This is a genomic window from Roseateles saccharophilus, assembly GCF_031458095.1.
Lineage (GTDB): Bacteria > Pseudomonadota > Gammaproteobacteria > Burkholderiales > Burkholderiaceae_C > Pelomonas > Pelomonas saccharophila_A.
In genome coordinates this window covers 133,188-147,078 of the sequence record NZ_JAVDXU010000003.1, presented here as the reverse complement: position 1 = coordinate 147,078, position 13,891 = coordinate 133,188, and the positions used below count along the sequence as shown (strand labels likewise).

15 protein-coding genes are annotated in these 13,891 nt (G+C 68.6%); 8 read left to right on the top strand and 7 right to left on the bottom strand.

The window, feature by feature from the left end; translation table 11 throughout:
- The 4 genes from J2X20_RS19665 to J2X20_RS19650 all read right to left on the bottom strand — a co-directional run bounded on the left by J2X20_RS19665 (nt 1) and on the right by J2X20_RS19650 (nt 2,915).
- A complete protein-coding gene (locus tag J2X20_RS19665; protein ID WP_310268234.1) occupies nt 1-1,371 on the bottom strand; it encodes a TolC family protein in 1,371 nt (456 codons plus the stop codon).
- Complete coding sequence (locus tag J2X20_RS19660) at nt 1,368-1,625, bottom strand: hypothetical protein (RefSeq protein ID WP_310268232.1); 258 nt, start codon at nt 1,623-1,625, stop codon at nt 1,368-1,370. The genes J2X20_RS19665 and J2X20_RS19660 overlap by 4 nt, the downstream gene beginning before the upstream one ends.
- A 78-nt stretch (nt 1,626-1,703) precedes the next feature.
- Nucleotides 1,704-2,048, bottom strand: a complete 345-nt coding sequence (locus J2X20_RS19655; protein WP_310268230.1) for a hypothetical protein — start codon at nt 2,046-2,048, stop codon at nt 1,704-1,706.
- A gap of 9 nt (nt 2,049-2,057) precedes the next feature.
- Complete coding sequence (locus J2X20_RS19650; RefSeq protein ID WP_310268228.1) at nt 2,058-2,915, bottom strand: AraC family transcriptional regulator; 858 nt, start codon at nt 2,913-2,915, stop codon at nt 2,058-2,060.
- A 97-nt stretch (nt 2,916-3,012) separates the two neighbouring features.
- Between J2X20_RS19650 and J2X20_RS19645 the strand changes: the two genes are divergently transcribed.
- Together J2X20_RS19645 and J2X20_RS19640 are read left to right on the top strand one after the other, a co-directional pair.
- The gene (locus J2X20_RS19645; protein ID WP_310268224.1) at nt 3,013-3,564 is read left to right on the top strand and encodes a carboxymuconolactone decarboxylase family protein; all 552 of its coding nucleotides are present in this window, start codon (nt 3,013-3,015) and stop codon (nt 3,562-3,564) included.
- Between the two features lie 247 nt (nt 3,565-3,811).
- Complete coding sequence (locus J2X20_RS19640) at nt 3,812-4,510, top strand: glutamine amidotransferase (RefSeq protein WP_310268220.1); 699 nt, start codon at nt 3,812-3,814, stop codon at nt 4,508-4,510.
- On the opposite strand, the gene J2X20_RS19635 is transcribed toward J2X20_RS19640, so the two are convergent.
- Complete coding sequence (locus J2X20_RS19635) at nt 4,490-5,233, bottom strand: LuxR C-terminal-related transcriptional regulator (RefSeq protein ID WP_310268217.1); 744 nt, start codon at nt 5,231-5,233, stop codon at nt 4,490-4,492. The genes J2X20_RS19640 and J2X20_RS19635 overlap by 21 nt on opposite strands.
- A gap of 100 nt (nt 5,234-5,333) precedes the next feature.
- On the bottom strand, nt 5,334-6,311 hold the full coding sequence (locus J2X20_RS19630) for an NADPH:quinone oxidoreductase family protein (RefSeq protein WP_310268215.1): 978 nt from the start codon (nt 6,309-6,311) through the stop codon (nt 5,334-5,336).
- Nucleotides 6,312-6,403: 92 nt separating this feature from the next.
- Between J2X20_RS19630 and surE the strand changes: the two genes are divergently transcribed.
- The 6 genes from surE (at nt 6,404) to J2X20_RS19600 (ending at nt 13,047) form a co-directional block, all read left to right on the top strand.
- Nucleotides 6,404-7,147: a 5'/3'-nucleotidase SurE gene (surE, locus tag J2X20_RS19625; RefSeq protein ID WP_310268212.1), complete on the top strand. Its 744-nt coding sequence runs from the start codon at nt 6,404-6,406 to the stop codon at nt 7,145-7,147.
- Complete coding sequence (locus J2X20_RS19620; protein ID WP_310268209.1) at nt 7,148-7,957, top strand: protein-L-isoaspartate(D-aspartate) O-methyltransferase; 810 nt, start codon at nt 7,148-7,150, stop codon at nt 7,955-7,957.
- Between the two features lie 63 nt (nt 7,958-8,020).
- The gene (locus tag J2X20_RS19615) at nt 8,021-8,896 is read left to right on the top strand and encodes a peptidoglycan DD-metalloendopeptidase family protein (RefSeq protein ID WP_310268207.1); all 876 of its coding nucleotides are present in this window, start codon (nt 8,021-8,023) and stop codon (nt 8,894-8,896) included.
- A gap of 103 nt (nt 8,897-8,999) precedes the next feature.
- On the top strand, nt 9,000-9,959 hold the full coding sequence (gene rpoS, locus J2X20_RS19610; protein WP_409034189.1) for an RNA polymerase sigma factor RpoS: 960 nt from the start codon (nt 9,000-9,002) through the stop codon (nt 9,957-9,959).
- 30 nt (nt 9,960-9,989) lie between these two features.
- Nucleotides 9,990-11,345 carry a 23S rRNA (uracil(1939)-C(5))-methyltransferase RlmD gene (rlmD, locus tag J2X20_RS19605; protein WP_310268202.1) on the top strand — a complete coding sequence of 452 codons (1,356 nt, stop codon included), beginning with the start codon at nt 9,990-9,992 and terminating at the stop codon, nt 11,343-11,345.
- 190 nt (nt 11,346-11,535) lie between these two features.
- On the top strand, nt 11,536-13,047 hold the full coding sequence (locus tag J2X20_RS19600; RefSeq protein WP_310268198.1) for a glycoside hydrolase family 5 protein: 1,512 nt from the start codon (nt 11,536-11,538) through the stop codon (nt 13,045-13,047).
- 62 nt (nt 13,048-13,109) lie between these two features.
- Here the strand turns inward: J2X20_RS19600 and J2X20_RS19595 are convergent, their stop codons facing one another.
- On the bottom strand, nt 13,110-13,802 hold the full coding sequence (locus J2X20_RS19595) for a Bax inhibitor-1/YccA family protein (protein WP_310268195.1): 693 nt from the start codon (nt 13,800-13,802) through the stop codon (nt 13,110-13,112).
- Nucleotides 13,803-13,891: the final 89 nt, after the last annotated feature.

The window sequence follows — 13,891 nt, the reverse complement described above, 5'->3', positions numbered from 1 at the left end:
TCAGTGGGACGGGGCAGCGGCGGCCGGAGCGGCGCTGGCCTGGGGCAGGGCGGGCGTGGTGCGGCCCAGCAGGGCCTGGTCCAGGTCGGCCTGGGCCAGCCAGAAGTCGCGCAGCGCGTCCTGCGCGGCGGCGACGGCGGCGACCTGGGCGCGTGCATCGGCCAGCAACTCGAAGACGCCGATCAGCATGCCGTTGTAGCGCAGCAGTTGCTCGTCGGAGATGCGCCGGGCCAGGGGCAACAGCTCGTCGCGGTGCTGGCGCGCGATGTCCCAGGCGCCGCGGTACAGGCCATAAGCCTCGCGCACCTCGGAGCGCGCCCGGATGGCCGTATCCGCCGCGTCATGGGCGGCTTCGCGGGCCAGGGCCTGGGCGCGCGGCAGCGGTCCGGAGCCGAAGACCGGCAGCTCCAGCGTGACCTCCCAGCCGCGCTGAGTAGATTGTTCGTTCGACGAGTTGCGCACGACGCCCAGCTCCAGCATGGACACGAAGCGGTTGATGCGGCCGGCCTCCAGCTGGCGCGCAGCCTGCTCCAGGCGCAGCCGGGCGGCCTGCACGTCCAGGCGCTGCGACAGGGCCAGGGTCTCGATGTCGGGCTGCTCGCGCGGTGCCGCCGGCAGCTCGGGCAGGCGCTCAGGCACGCGCAGGGCGGCGGCGTCCGCGCCCCACAGGCCCAGCAGGCGCACCAGGCGCTCGCGGGTCGCGAGGCGCTGGCCTTCGGCGCGCGCCAGGGCCAGCCGGGCCTCGGCTGCAAAGCCCTGTTCGCGGGCACGGGCCAGGGCGTTGAAGTTGCCGACGGCCTGCATGCGCCGCGCCAGCTCGGCACCGGCGTCGGCCGCCTCCAGCACCTGGCGGCGGTAGCTCAGCGTCTCTTCGGCGGCAACGGCGCTGACCCAGGCGCGGCGCGTGTCTGCCGCCAGGGCCAGCACATCGGCGGCGGCGAGTTGCTGCTCGGCTTGCAGGCGGCGCTGCTCGGCCTGACGCACCAGCGGCAGGGTCAGCAGCCGGGCCAGGTTGATGTGCCAGCCGCGTTCCAGCTCCACCTCGTCGCCGCGCTTGAGGCGGCTGAACGTGAAGCCGGGATTGGGCAGGCGGCCGGCCTCTTCGACCTCGGCCGCTGTCACGCCCAGGCGGGCGAGGCGGGCCTGCAGGGTGCGGCTGTTCTGCAGGGCGAGCTGTACGGCCGCGTCGGCACCCAGGGGTTCGCGCAGGCGCTCGGTTAGCAAGTCGGCTGGCAGGGGCTCGGCGGCCAGGGCCTGGCCGGTGTGGAGCTGGGTCAGGCGGTTGATGTCGGCGATTTCGTCACCGGGCTTCAGGCTGGCGCAGCCGCTCAAGGCCAGCGCCAGCGCCGTCAGAGTCAGGGCGCGCTTCATCGTGCCTGCTCCGGCGCCAGCGTCTCGCGGGCATAGCTGCGCCAGCCGCCGATGCGTTCCACGCGCGCGTTGGCGGCGCGCCAGTCGGCGGATGGCGGGTCATCTGCGGCCTGGGGCGGCGGCGGCTTCTTGGCGGTGATGCGCGGCACCTGGGCACGCGCATCGGTGGGGTCGGGGCGCGGTTGCGCCGCGGCGCTCAACGCCAGGCAGGCGGCGAGCAGCGCCCCGACAGCGGGGGACAACAACTTGGGCATGACAGCCTCTCGGAACGGGAGATCGACCCGCCAGGGCGCATTGAGGCGCGCGGCGGGGATGGCAGCGTCGGGAGGGGCTCAGGCCCGAGGGGGCGGGTCGGGCAGGGGCGGCACGACGCCGGTCCAGCGCTCGGCCGGCACCAGGGCTGCGCGCTCGGCCGGTGCGGCCGTGACGGTCATCATGAGTGCCGGTGGCGGCGCCGCGGCGAGGCAGCAGGGCGCGCAGAGCTTGCAGGCCTTGCCCGCAGCATCGGCATGGTGATCATTGGTTTGCTGGCCGTGATGCTCATGCCCGGCATGGGCCGTCGCCACCGGCGCCGCTTGGGCCGGCCCGCATTCCAGCTGCACGGCCGCGAGCAGGCTGCGCACAGGCAGCAGCACGAGCAGCAGGCAGAGGACGAAGAAGCGGCCGGGGCGACGCATGGCGGCACTTTAACTGCGTTGCAGCCATGCCCTGGGCGACAACCCTGCGTGGCGCCGGGTGAACACCCGGCTCAGCGCCGAGGCGTTGGCGTAGCCCAGTTCGGTGGCCAGCGCCTTCAGCGGCTTGCCGGCGCGCAGCTCGGCGCGGGCGATGCTGAGCCGCCAGTCGGCCACATAGTCGGCCGGCGTGCTGCCCACGGCGTCGCGGAAGGCCTCGGCAAAGCGGCTGCGCGACATGTTGGCCTCGCCGGCCAGCTTCTCCAGCGTCCAGCTGTCGCCCGGGCGGGCATGGACGGCGGTCAGCGCGCGCGCCAGCCGTGGGTCCGACAGCCCGCTGAGCAGCCCCACCGGCAGTGGCGAATCGCGCTGGTCCAGCATCCAGCGCAACAGTTGCAGCAGCAGCACCTCGAAGAGCCGGTCGGCCAGCAGGCGCCGGCCGCAGCGCACCTGCTCGGCCTCGCCGAACAGCAGCGTCAAGGTCTCGTTGAGGCCACTGACGCGGGCCAGCGGCAGCACCACCAGCGGTGGCAGGGCCTGCACCAGGGGATGGGCCTCGCCCTGCTCGAAGTCCAGGGTTGCGCAGACGAAGTCGGCGCCTTCGGCCGGCGCATTGTGGAAGTCGTGGGCCAGCGGGCGGGGGTAGAAGACCAGGCTGGGCTCGCGCACGAAGAGCCGCTCCACGAGGCCTCCGCCGGCTGCGTGGCGCACCTCCATCTCCCCGTTGCGCATCACGTGCAGAAAGCCGCGACCGGGCCGTGCATCGAAATGCGTCACGCCGCACAGCGGCCCGGCATGGAAGAGGCTGGCGCGCACGCGAAAGCGCTCCAGCAGGGGGCTGAGCCGGTCCAGGGGCGTTTCAGCGGGCACGGGACGAATAGGTATGTATGGGAGACGTAATGATACCTATCAACCCGACTGGCGCTGCACAGTGGAGGCCTTCCCACTGCAACCGAAAGGTGTCTCCATGACTTCCCGTGTTCCCCTCGTCTCCGCCACCGACACCCCCGCCGGCAGCCGCGCGCTGCTGGATGCCGTGCACGGTGCCTTTGGTGCCACGCCCAACATGTTCCGCGCCGTCGCCAATTCGCCGGCCGCCCTGCAAGCCATGTGGGGCTTCTTCGGCGCTCTGTCTGGTCCAGGCGGCGGCACGATCCCCGCCAAGCTGGGCGAGCAGATCGCGGTGGCCGTGGCCGACCGCAATGCCTGCGAATACTGCCTGGCCGCGCACACGGCCCTGGGCCGCAAGGCGGGCGCGACACCGGCCGAGATGAGTACGGCCCAGGCCGGTGAGTCGGCCGACCCGGCCACGGCCGCAGCCCTGCGCTTTGCACTCCAACTGGTCGAGCAGCGCGGCCAGGTGAGCGACGCCGATGTGGCCGCGTTGCGCGCCGCAGGCTTCAACGACGGCCAGATCGTCGAGATGCTGGCCCATGTGGCGCTGAACCTGTTCACCAACTATGTGAACGTCGCCTTCGCCGTGCCGGTGGATTTCCCCGGCGTGAAGCTGCTGAAATGAAGCCCCTCGCCCAGTCTCGCCTTGCCGAACGCAAGTGTGCCTGGTCGGTCTTGCAGACCGCGCTGCGGCGTGTGCCGCAGCTCTTCGGCAGGCACATTGCGCCCACTGGGCGCAATGTGTCCGGCCTCAGCCCCCGAGGGGACGGCGATGCTTGCGGCATCGAGCCGCAAGCACATCGCCAGCGCGGGCCGGCTAGGGAGCGGCCCGGCGCTCGGCCCGCAGGTGTCAAGAGGCGATGATGGTGCCCATGAAGACCGCTCTCGCCCTGCGCCATCTCGCCTTCGAAGATCTTGGCCTCATCGAGCCTGTGCTGCGTGAGCGCGGCTTCGAGGTCCGCTATCACGAGGCAGGTGTCGATGACTTCAATGCCGTCGACCTCGCCGCCGTGGACCTGCTCGTCGTGCTGGGTGGGCCCGTCAGCGTCGAGGACGAGGAGCGCTTCCCCTGGCTGGTCGACGAGGTGGGCCTGATCCGCCAGCGGCTGGATTCGGGCCAGCCGCTGCTCGGCATCTGCCTGGGTGCCCAGTTGATGGCCCGGGCCCTCGGCGCGCGGGTCAAGCCCATGGGCGTCAAGGAGATCGGCTTTTCACCGCTGACGCTGACGGCCGCGGGGCAGGGCACGGTGCTGGTGGAACTGGGCAGCCAGCCCATGCTGCACTGGCATGGCGACCAGTTCGAACTGCCGGCCGGCACGGTGTCGCTGGCGGCGACGGCCATCTGCCCTCATCAGGCCTTTGCGCCCCACGCCAAGGCCCTGGGCCTGCAATTCCATCCCGAGGTCGATCCTGCCTGTTTCGAGCAGTGGCTGATCGGCCATATCGACGAGCTGGAACATGCCGGCATCGCGCCGGGCGAGCTGCGCGCCGCGATGGCGGGCGAGGCCGAAGGATTGCGAGCCGCCCTCAAGCGGCTGATGCAGCGCTGGTTAGACCAGGCCCTGCTTTGAGGCCAGCACGGCCGCTTCGGCGCGGCTGGAGACGTTGAGCTTCTTGTAGATGGACTTGATGTGGTCGTTGACGGTGAACCACTTGATGCCCATCAGGTTCGCGATCTCCTTGATCGTGAAGCCCTTGCTCAGATAGGTCAGCACTTCGCTCTCGCGCGGCGTCAGGCGTTCCCACTCGGGCGGCGGGTCCAGGGCCACGCTGCGGCTGTTGGAGAAAGGCGCGTGCGAGCTGGACAGAGTGCCAAAGCCGGAGTTCAGCGGCATGGTGCCGCTGTCGCTCTGTGAGGGGCGGAAGTGGGACAGCAGGCGGCGCGCGATCGCCGGCGACAGCGGCGGCTGGCCGCGCACGATGCGCTGCAGCTCTTCCACCAGCACCTCGAAGCGGTCTTCCTTCAGCAGATAGCCGTCGGCGCCGCATTGCAGGGCGGGGAAGAGGTGGTCGTCGTCGGAATACAGCGTCGTGACGATCTTGATCGCCGGGGAGCCAGCCAGCTCGGTCAGGAACTCCATGCCGTTGCCGTCGGGCAGCTCCAGGTCGACCAGGATGAGCTTGAAGCTGATCTCCGGGTTGCCGCCGGACAGCTTGGCCACCTGGCGGCGCGCGTTCTCGAGATCGCCGACCTCGGTGATCTCCATGGCGTCGCTGAAGCTCTCTCGCACCACGCGGCACAGGAAGCTGCGGGCGACGGGGTTGTCTTCGATGATCAGAACTTTGACGGTCATGGCGCGTGGGGACGGCTGTCGATTCGACCGACAGGAATGTAGCGCACCGCCCCCGGCAAGCCTGGGGCTATTGCTCTAGCCCACGCCCCCGTTTCAGGCTTCACGAATTGGTAAGAACTAACTTGCCGACCACCTCACGGGCGGCCATGCGCGCGAAGGCGGCGGGCAATTCCTGCATGGGCAGCACGCGGTCCAGCACCGGTTTGATCTTGCCGGTGGCATACCAGGCGGCCAGTTCGCCCAGCATGCGGGCGTTGTTGCCCGGCTCCCGCTTGGCGAATTCGCCCCAGAACACGCCGACCAGGGACGCCCCCTTCAGCAGGGCCAGGTTCAGCGGCAGGGCCGGGATCTGGCCCTGGGCGAAGCCGATGACGAGGTAGCGGCCGCGCCAGGCGATGGAGCGGAAGGCGGCCTCGGCCATCTCGCCACCGACCGGGTCGTAGATGACGTCGGCGCCCTTGCCCTCGGTCAGGGCCTTGAGTTCGTCACGCAGGTTCTGCGTCGTGTAGTTGATGGCCGCATCGGCGCCCAGGGCCTTGCAGGCCTGGCATTTGGCGTCGCTGCTGGCGGCGGCGATGACGCGGGCGCCAGCGGCCTTGGCAATCTGGATGGCCGCCGTGCCGACGCCGCCGGCGGCGCCAAGGATGAGGACGGTCTCGCCGGCCTTCAGCGCCGCGCGGTCCATCAGTGCATGGTGGCTGGTGGCATAGGTGCAGATGAAGGCGGCGGCATCTTCGAAGCTGAAACTCTCGGGCAGGGGCATGGCCAGCATGGCGGGGATGCAGACCTCGGTCGCGAAGCCACCCAGGCCGCCAAAGGCCGCGACGCGCTGGCCGACGGCAAAGCCCTTGACGCCTTCGCCCACCTCGGTGACGACGCCCGAGAACTCCGTGCCCGGCACAAAGGGCAGGGGCGGCTTCATCTGGTATTTGTTCTGCACGATGAGCAGGTCAGGAAAATTCAGGCTGGCCGCCTTGATCTGCACGCGCAGCTGGCCGGCGGGCAGGGCTGGGGCCGGCAGTTCGCGCCATTGCAACGCCTCGACGCCCACCGGGTTCTCGCACAGCCATGCCTTCATCGTCGTCTCCTGGTTTCGTGAATTGGCGATGATAGGAATCAGAGTGGTTACACCCGGTCTCGCAGGTGACGCTCTCCCTACAATTGGCCTCCATGCGAATCCTGATTTCCAACGACGACGGCTACCTCGCGCCTGGCTTGGCGGCCCTGGTGAAAGCCTGTGAAGGCCTGGGTGAGATCGACGTCATCGCCCCCGAGCAGAACGCCAGCGGCACGTCCAACTCGCTGACACTGAACCGGCCCCTGAACGTCTACCGCGCCGCCAACGGCTTCCGCTATGTCAGCGGCACGCCATCGGACGGCGTTCACCTCGCGCTGAGCGGCCTGCTGGGCTATCGGCCCGACCTGGTGCTCTCGGGCATCAACAACGGCGCCAACATGGGCGACGACACGCTGTATTCCGGCACCGTCGCCGCCGCCACCGAGGGCTATCTGTTCGGCATCCCGTCGATCGCCTTCTCGCAGGCCGAGAAGGGCTGGGGCGAGCTGGAGGCCGCGGCCCGCACGGCGCGCAGCGTGGTCGAGCAGGTCATCGCCGGCGGCCTGGGCCAGGGCTTTTTGCTCAACGTCAACATCCCCAACCGGGCCGATGCCGACCAGCTGCCGCGCAAGATCACCCGCCTGGGCCGCCGCCACTCTGCCGAGGCCATCATCGAGCAGGTCAACCCGCGCGGCGAGACCATCTACTGGATCGGCCCGGCCGGCGACGCCCGCGACGCCGGCGAGGGCACGGACTTCCACGCCACCGCCAACGGCCAGGTGTCCATCACGCCGCTGCAGGTGGATCTGACCGAACATTCCTCCCTCGGTGCCTGGGCCCAGCGCCTGGGTGTCTGAATGTCCACGTCCACGCCCAAGCGCTTTCCCGCCAGCCTGAAATCGGCCGCGGCACCGCAGCGCGAGCTGCTGATGCCGCAGCGCCATCTGCACCAGGCCACGCGCGATGCGGCGCGACTGGCTCGCCCCAGCGGCGCCGGCCTGGACAGCGGCGCCGTGCGCCAGCGCATGGTGGACAGGCTGCGTGCCGAGGGCAAGTTCGACGAGCATGTGCTGGCCGCGATGGCCTCCGTGCCGCGCCATGAGTTCGTGGACAGCGCTCTAGCCGCCCAGGCCTATGAAGACACGGCCCTGCCTATCGGCCACGGCCAGACCATTTCCAAGCCGTCCGTCGTTGCCCATATGCTGGGCCTGCTGATGTCCGGTGCCGGTGCGCGTCAGCGCGGGTCCCTCGGCCGCGTGCTGGAAATCGGCACGGGTTGCGGCTACCAGGCCGCCGTCATCGCGCTGCTGGCGCGCCACGTCACCTCCATCGAGCGCCTGCAGGGCCTGCATGACAAGGCCAAGCTCAATCTGCAGCGGGTCGGCTTGCCGCGCGTGCCGCGCCTCATCTGGGGTGACGGGCGCCTGGGCCATGCGGCCAGCGGGCCCTTCGACTGCATCATTGCGGCGGCGGGCGGCGAGGACATTCCGGCGGCCTGGACCGAGCAGCTGGCCCCCGGCGGCCGCCTCATTGCACCGACGGCGGCGAGCGGCCGCGGCCAGGTACTGGTGGTGCTGGATCATGTCGTCGAAGCCGGTGTCAGCCGCTGGGCGCGCAGCGAACATGAGGCCGTGCTTTTCGTCCCCCTAAAATCCGGCGTCCTCTGACGGGGCCGTCGGCGCACCGCGCCACACAATCGGGTCGGCCTTCCAACGTGCTCTAGCCACACGATGCCCTCAAGCCTGCGCCTTTTATTCACTGCCATCACCACCTCGCTGCTGCTGAGCGCCTGCGGTGTCACGCCGCGTCACCCCGCGCCGGTCGAGGATCGCAATTCGCAGCCCGCCACGACGGCCGTCGCGCCGGCGCCCGCGGCATCGGCGGCTTCGGCACCGGAGGTCAAGCCGCCCCTGCCCGGCGCCGAGAACGCCGGCAAGCCCGGCTACTACACCGTCAAGCCCGGCGACGCGCTGATCCGCATCGCGCTGGACAACGGCCAGAGCTGGCGCGATGTCGCCAAGTGGAACAACCTCGAGAACCCCAACCGCATCGAGGTCGGCCAGGTGCTGCGCGTCGTGCCGCCCGGCGTGGATGCCAGCGCGGTGACGTCCAAGCCGATTGGCAACACGGCCAAGATCGAAACCCGTCCGCTGGACGCCAAGCCGCCGGCGGCCGCTGCAAGCGCAGCCGCCGCGGCGACGGGGTCGTCCACCAGCGCGCCGGCGGCATTGGAAGATGACAGCATGGCCTGGGGCTGGCCGGTCAGCCAGCCGATCAGTGCCGGATTCGACGAGCAGCGCAACAAGGGCCTGGACTTTGCCGGCAAGCCGGGCGACCCGGTGCTGGCTGTCGCCGATGGTCGCGTTGTTTACGCTGGTTCGGGGTTGCGCGGCTACGGCAACTTGGTCATCATCAAGCACAACAGCACCTACCTGACGGCGTATGCCCACAACCGGGCGATGCTGGTCGAGCAGGACCAAGTCGTACGCAAAGGTCAGAGGATTGCCGAGATGGGTTCCACCGAGAGCGACAGCGTCAAGTTGCACTTTGAAGTGCGCAAGCTCGGCAAGCCTGTCGATCCTGCCAAGCTGTTGCCGGCGCGCTAAGGCCGGCTAGCGAGCCACCATGCACCGGGCCAGCGAACACGCCATGAAACGCGCTTTGGCCAAGCTCAACGGTCATGGCGGCAACGGCAGCGAGCCTGGTGTGATGCTGTCGGCCATCAACGGGAACGTGAACGGCGCCACCGAGGCTGAACCAGCCGCCGACGCTGGCGAAGACGATGCCCAGGTGCTGCGTGGCGGCAGCGACGATGTCGAACTCGGCAATGCGCTGCAAGCCTATCTGCGCGACATCCGCCGCACGCCGCTGCTGACTCCCCAACAGGAATTCGATACGGCCCAGGCTGCGCGTGCGGGTGATTTCGGTGCCCGCCAGGCCATGATCGAGCACAACCTGCGCCTGGTGGTCAGCATCGCCAAGAACTACCTCGGCCGCGGCCTGCCGATGAGCGACCTCATCGAGGAAGGCAATCTCGGCCTGATGCACGCCATCAGCAAGTTCGAGCCCGAGCGGGGTTTCCGCTTCTCGACCTATTCGAGCTGGTGGATACGCCAGAGCATCGAGCGCGCGCTGATGCACCAGGCCCGCCTCGTGCGCCTGCCGGTGCATATCGTGCGCGAGCTCAACCAGGTGCTGAAGGCGCGCCGCGCGCTGGAGGCCCTGCAGAGCGCCCAGGGTGCGGAAGGCCGCGTGCGCGCCGAAGACGTCGCCCAGGCCCTCGGACGGCCGGTGGACGAGGTGGCCGAGTTGCTGGCCTATGCCGAGCTGCCGAGTTCGCTGGATTCGCCGGTGGACCGCAATGGCGAGGGTGGCGAGTCCATGCTGGACCTCGTCGCCGACGACCAGGCCATCGACCCCATGGGCCTGCGCCTGTCGCACGAGGTCGAGGAGCTGCTGCAGCATGGCCTGGCCAGCCTCAACGACCGCGAGCGCGAAGTGCTGTCGGGCCGCTACGGCCTGTCGGACCGCGAACCCGAGACCCTGGACGTGCTGGCCATCCGCCTCAAGCTGACGCGCGAGCGCATCCGCCAGATCCAGATCGAGGCCTTGGCCAAGTTGAAGCGCAACATGATGCGTCACGGGGTGGATAGAGACTCGATCTTCTGAGCCCTTGTGCCGGCCTCGGATAATCCGGGGATGACTCAAACGACAACGGATTGGCTCAAGGTCGAGAGCATCGAACTTGAGGCGCAGGGCGTGGCGCACAACGCCGAGGGCAAGGTGGTCTTCATCGACGGCGCTCTGCCGGGCGAGATCGTCAAGGCGCAGATCTCGCGCCGCAAGAACAACTGGGAGCAGGGCCAGCTCACCGAGATCAAGAAGGAAAGCCACCTGCGCGTGACGCCGGGCTGCCCCCACTTCGGCCTGCATGCCGGTGCCTGCGGCGGCTGCAAGATGCAGCATCTGCAGGCTGGCGCCCAGGTGGCCGTCAAGCAGCGCGTGGTGGAAGACCAGCTCTGGCATCTCGGCAAGGTCAAGGCCGAAGTGCTGCTGCGGCCCATCGAGGGCCCGACCTGGGGCTATCGCTATCGTGCCCGCTTCTCGGTGCGCTATGTGCAGAAGAAGGGCGTGGTGCTGATCGGCTTTCACGAGCGCAAGAGCCGCTATGTGGCCGACATGCAGATCTGCAAGGTCGTGCCCAAGGTCGTCAGCGACCTGCTGATGCCCATGCGCGAGCTGATCGCCAACATGGCCGAGCGCGACCGCCTGCCGCAGATCGAGCTGGCCATGGGCGACGAGGTCATCGCCCTGGTGCTGCGCCACCTGAACCCGCTGCCGGACGGCGACATCGCCATGCTGCGCGAGTTCGCCGCCAAGCACGGCGTGCAGTGGTGGCTGCAGCCCAAGGGGCCGGATACCGTCAAGCTGCTGGACGAAGGCGGCCCGGAGCTGGCCTATGCGCTGCACGAATTCGGCATCCGCATGCCCTTCAAGCCGACCGACTTCACCCAGGTCAATCCGCATATCAACGCCACCCTGGTTGGCCGCGCGCTGCGGCTGCTGGCGGTGCAGAAGGACGAGCGCGTCATCGACTGGTTCTGCGGCCTGGGCAACTTCACGCTGCCGCTGGCCACGCAGGCCCGGGAAGTGCTGGGCATCGAAGGCAGCGAGACCCTGGTGCAGCGCTCGCGCGAGAACGCCAAGGCCAATGGCCTGGCGCACAAGACCAGCTTTGTCGCGCGCAATCTGTTCGAGATGACGCCCGAGCTGCTGGCCCTGGACGGCACAGCCGACCGCTGGCTCATCGACCCGCCGCGCGAGGGTGCCTTTGCCCTGGCCAAGGCGGTGGCCGACATCGCCCAGGATCCGTCGCTGGCCCCGGGGTGGGCGCCACCCAAGCGCATCGTCTATGTGAGCTGCAACCCGGCAACGCTGGCACGCGATGCCGGCCTGCTGGTCAATGTGGCCGGCTATCGCTGCACGGCGGCCAGCGCGGTCAACATGTTCCCGCACACGGCGCACGTGGAGTCGATCGCGGTCTTCGAGCGCTGAAGCGAACGCGCCTCCACAAATCCCGGTCTGCCATCGCGGCGGCCGGGATTTTTGCTTTCCGGCCTACGTGTTAGTCCGGACTCGTCTCCCGGTTTTAGTAGACAAAATAAATAAACAACTTTGTTTAGTTGTTTCGCCGAGCCGCGGACCACCCGGCCGGCACCAGACTTCCACAGGAGACAAGCCGGTCATGTCCATCCGTAATCCGCTGCCCCGCCTGCTGGGCGCCGCCTGCCTGGCCTTGGGCCTGGTGTCGGCCGCTTTCGCGCAACCCACCGTGGCCCTGCCACAGCCCGCACTCAAGCGCGGCGTCAATGTGCTGGGCTATGACGCCCTCTGGAGCGATCCGGCCAAGGCGCGCTTCCAGCTGCGCCATATGCAGGCCATCCGCGACGGCGGCTTCGACCATGTGCGCATGAATCTGCACGCCTTCGAGCACATGGACGCGGAAGGCCGCCTGTCGCCGGCCTGGCTGCAGACGCTGGACGGGATGACGGCCGCGGCGCTGAATGCCGGCCTGCAGGTCATCCTGGACCAGCACAACTTCAACGACTGCGCCAAGGAGATCGACGCCTGCCGCGCGCGGCTCAAGGCCTTCTGGCGCCAGATCGCGCCGCGCTACAAGGACGCACCCGACGCCGTGCTGTTCGAGATCCTGAACGAGCCCAATGGCGCGGCCGATGCGGTCTGGAACGACATGCTGGCCGAGAACCTGGCCATCATCCGCGAGACCAACCCCAGGCGCCGCGTCGTCGTCGGGCCGAAGTTCTGGAACTCGCTGGACCAGCTCGAGACGCTGAAGCTGCCCGAGGCCGACCGCAACCTGGTCGTGACCTTCCACTACTACACGCCGATGGAGTTCACCCACCAGGGCGCGTCGTGGACGCCGCAGTTCCAGAAGCTGTCCGGCGTGACCTGGGGCACAGCGCAGGAACTGGACAAGCTCAAGCAGGACTTCGACCGCGTCAAGGCGTGGAGCCAGCGCACCGGCCGGCCCATCCTGCTGGGTGAATTCGGCGCGCTGGAGTCGGCAGGCATGGCGCAGCGCGTGGCCTGGACGGCGGCCGTCGCCCGGGCGGCTGAGGCGCGCGGCTTCGGCTGGAGCTATTGGCAGTTCGACTCGGACTTCGTCGTCTGGGACATGAAGGCCGATGGCTGGGTCAAGCCCATCCTCGGCGCCCTGGTGCCGGTGCCCGGCGCGGCGCCCGCGGTGGCGCGCAGCGGCGACCCGGCCCTGGATCACCTGATCAACGTGGCCAAGATCAGTGCCTGGTCGGTCTATGGCGAGGGCCAATCCACCCAGCAAGTGGCCTGCGAGGCCTCGGGCAAGGCCTGCCTGCGCGTCGACCTGCAGGGCAAGCGCGCCAACCCCTGGGACAACGGCGTCATCGCGCCCATCACGGCCGACATCCGCAAGGGCGACAAGCTGCAGGTGCTGGTCTGGATGCGGTTGGACACCGAGGATGCCAAGGCCAAGGTCAATGTGCCCGTCTCACTGCAGCTGAATGCCGCGCCCTACACGGCCCTGCTGTCCGGCGCAGCGACGCTGACGAGCAAGCTGGAGCCCGTGGTGCTGAACGGCACGGCGCAGGAGAACTACGCGGCCGGTTCAGTGATGCTGTCGGCCCACGTCGGTCAGGTCGGCCAGCCGATCTGGGTCAGCGCGCCCTTCGTGCTGCGCAACTTCACGCCGGGCAAGTAGGCGGCGCGAACCCAAAAACAAAGGCGGCCCGCGGGCCGCCTTTGTCATGGGAGGAAGAGGGCTTATTCGCGCTCGCCGCCGAAGATGCCGAGCAGGGACAGCAGGCTCTGGAAGATGTTGTACAGGTCCAGATAGATGTTCAGCGTGGCGGAGATGTAGTTGGTCTCGCCGCCGTCGATGACGCGCTTGATGTCGTACAGCAGGAAGGCCGAGAACACGCCCAGCATCAGCACCAGGATGGTCAGCATCAGGGCCGACGACTGCAGGAAGATGTTGGCAATGCCGGCGATCATCAGCACGATGGCGCCGACGAACAGGAACTTGCCCATGAAGGACAGGTCGCGCTTGATGATGGTGGACAGGCTGGCCATGGCGAAGAAGATCGCCGAGGTGCCGCCAAACGCCGTCATGACCAGGCTGGCGCCGTTGCGATAGCCCAGCACCTGGGCGACCAGCCGCGACAACATCAGGCCCATGAAAAAGGTGAAGCCCAGCAGGGCGACGACGCCGGTGCTGCTGTTCTTGGTCTTCTCGACGACGAACATCAGGCCGAAGGCACCGACGAAGAACACCAGGGCGCTGGCGCCCATGCCCATCTTGGCCATGAAGCCGGTGGATACGCCGATCCAGGCGCCCAGCACCGTCGGCACCAGGGACAGGGCCAGCAGCCAGTAGGTGTTGCGCAGCACGCGCTGGCGATCGACGGCCAGGCCGTTGCCGGCGTAGCCGTAGGAAGTTTGCAGACTCTCGTTCATGACGATGGCTCCAGGGACGAATTGACCACGGGAATTCTAGGCTCCCGCCAAGCCGCTACATTGGGGCCCATCGCCCGGAAAGCAAGACC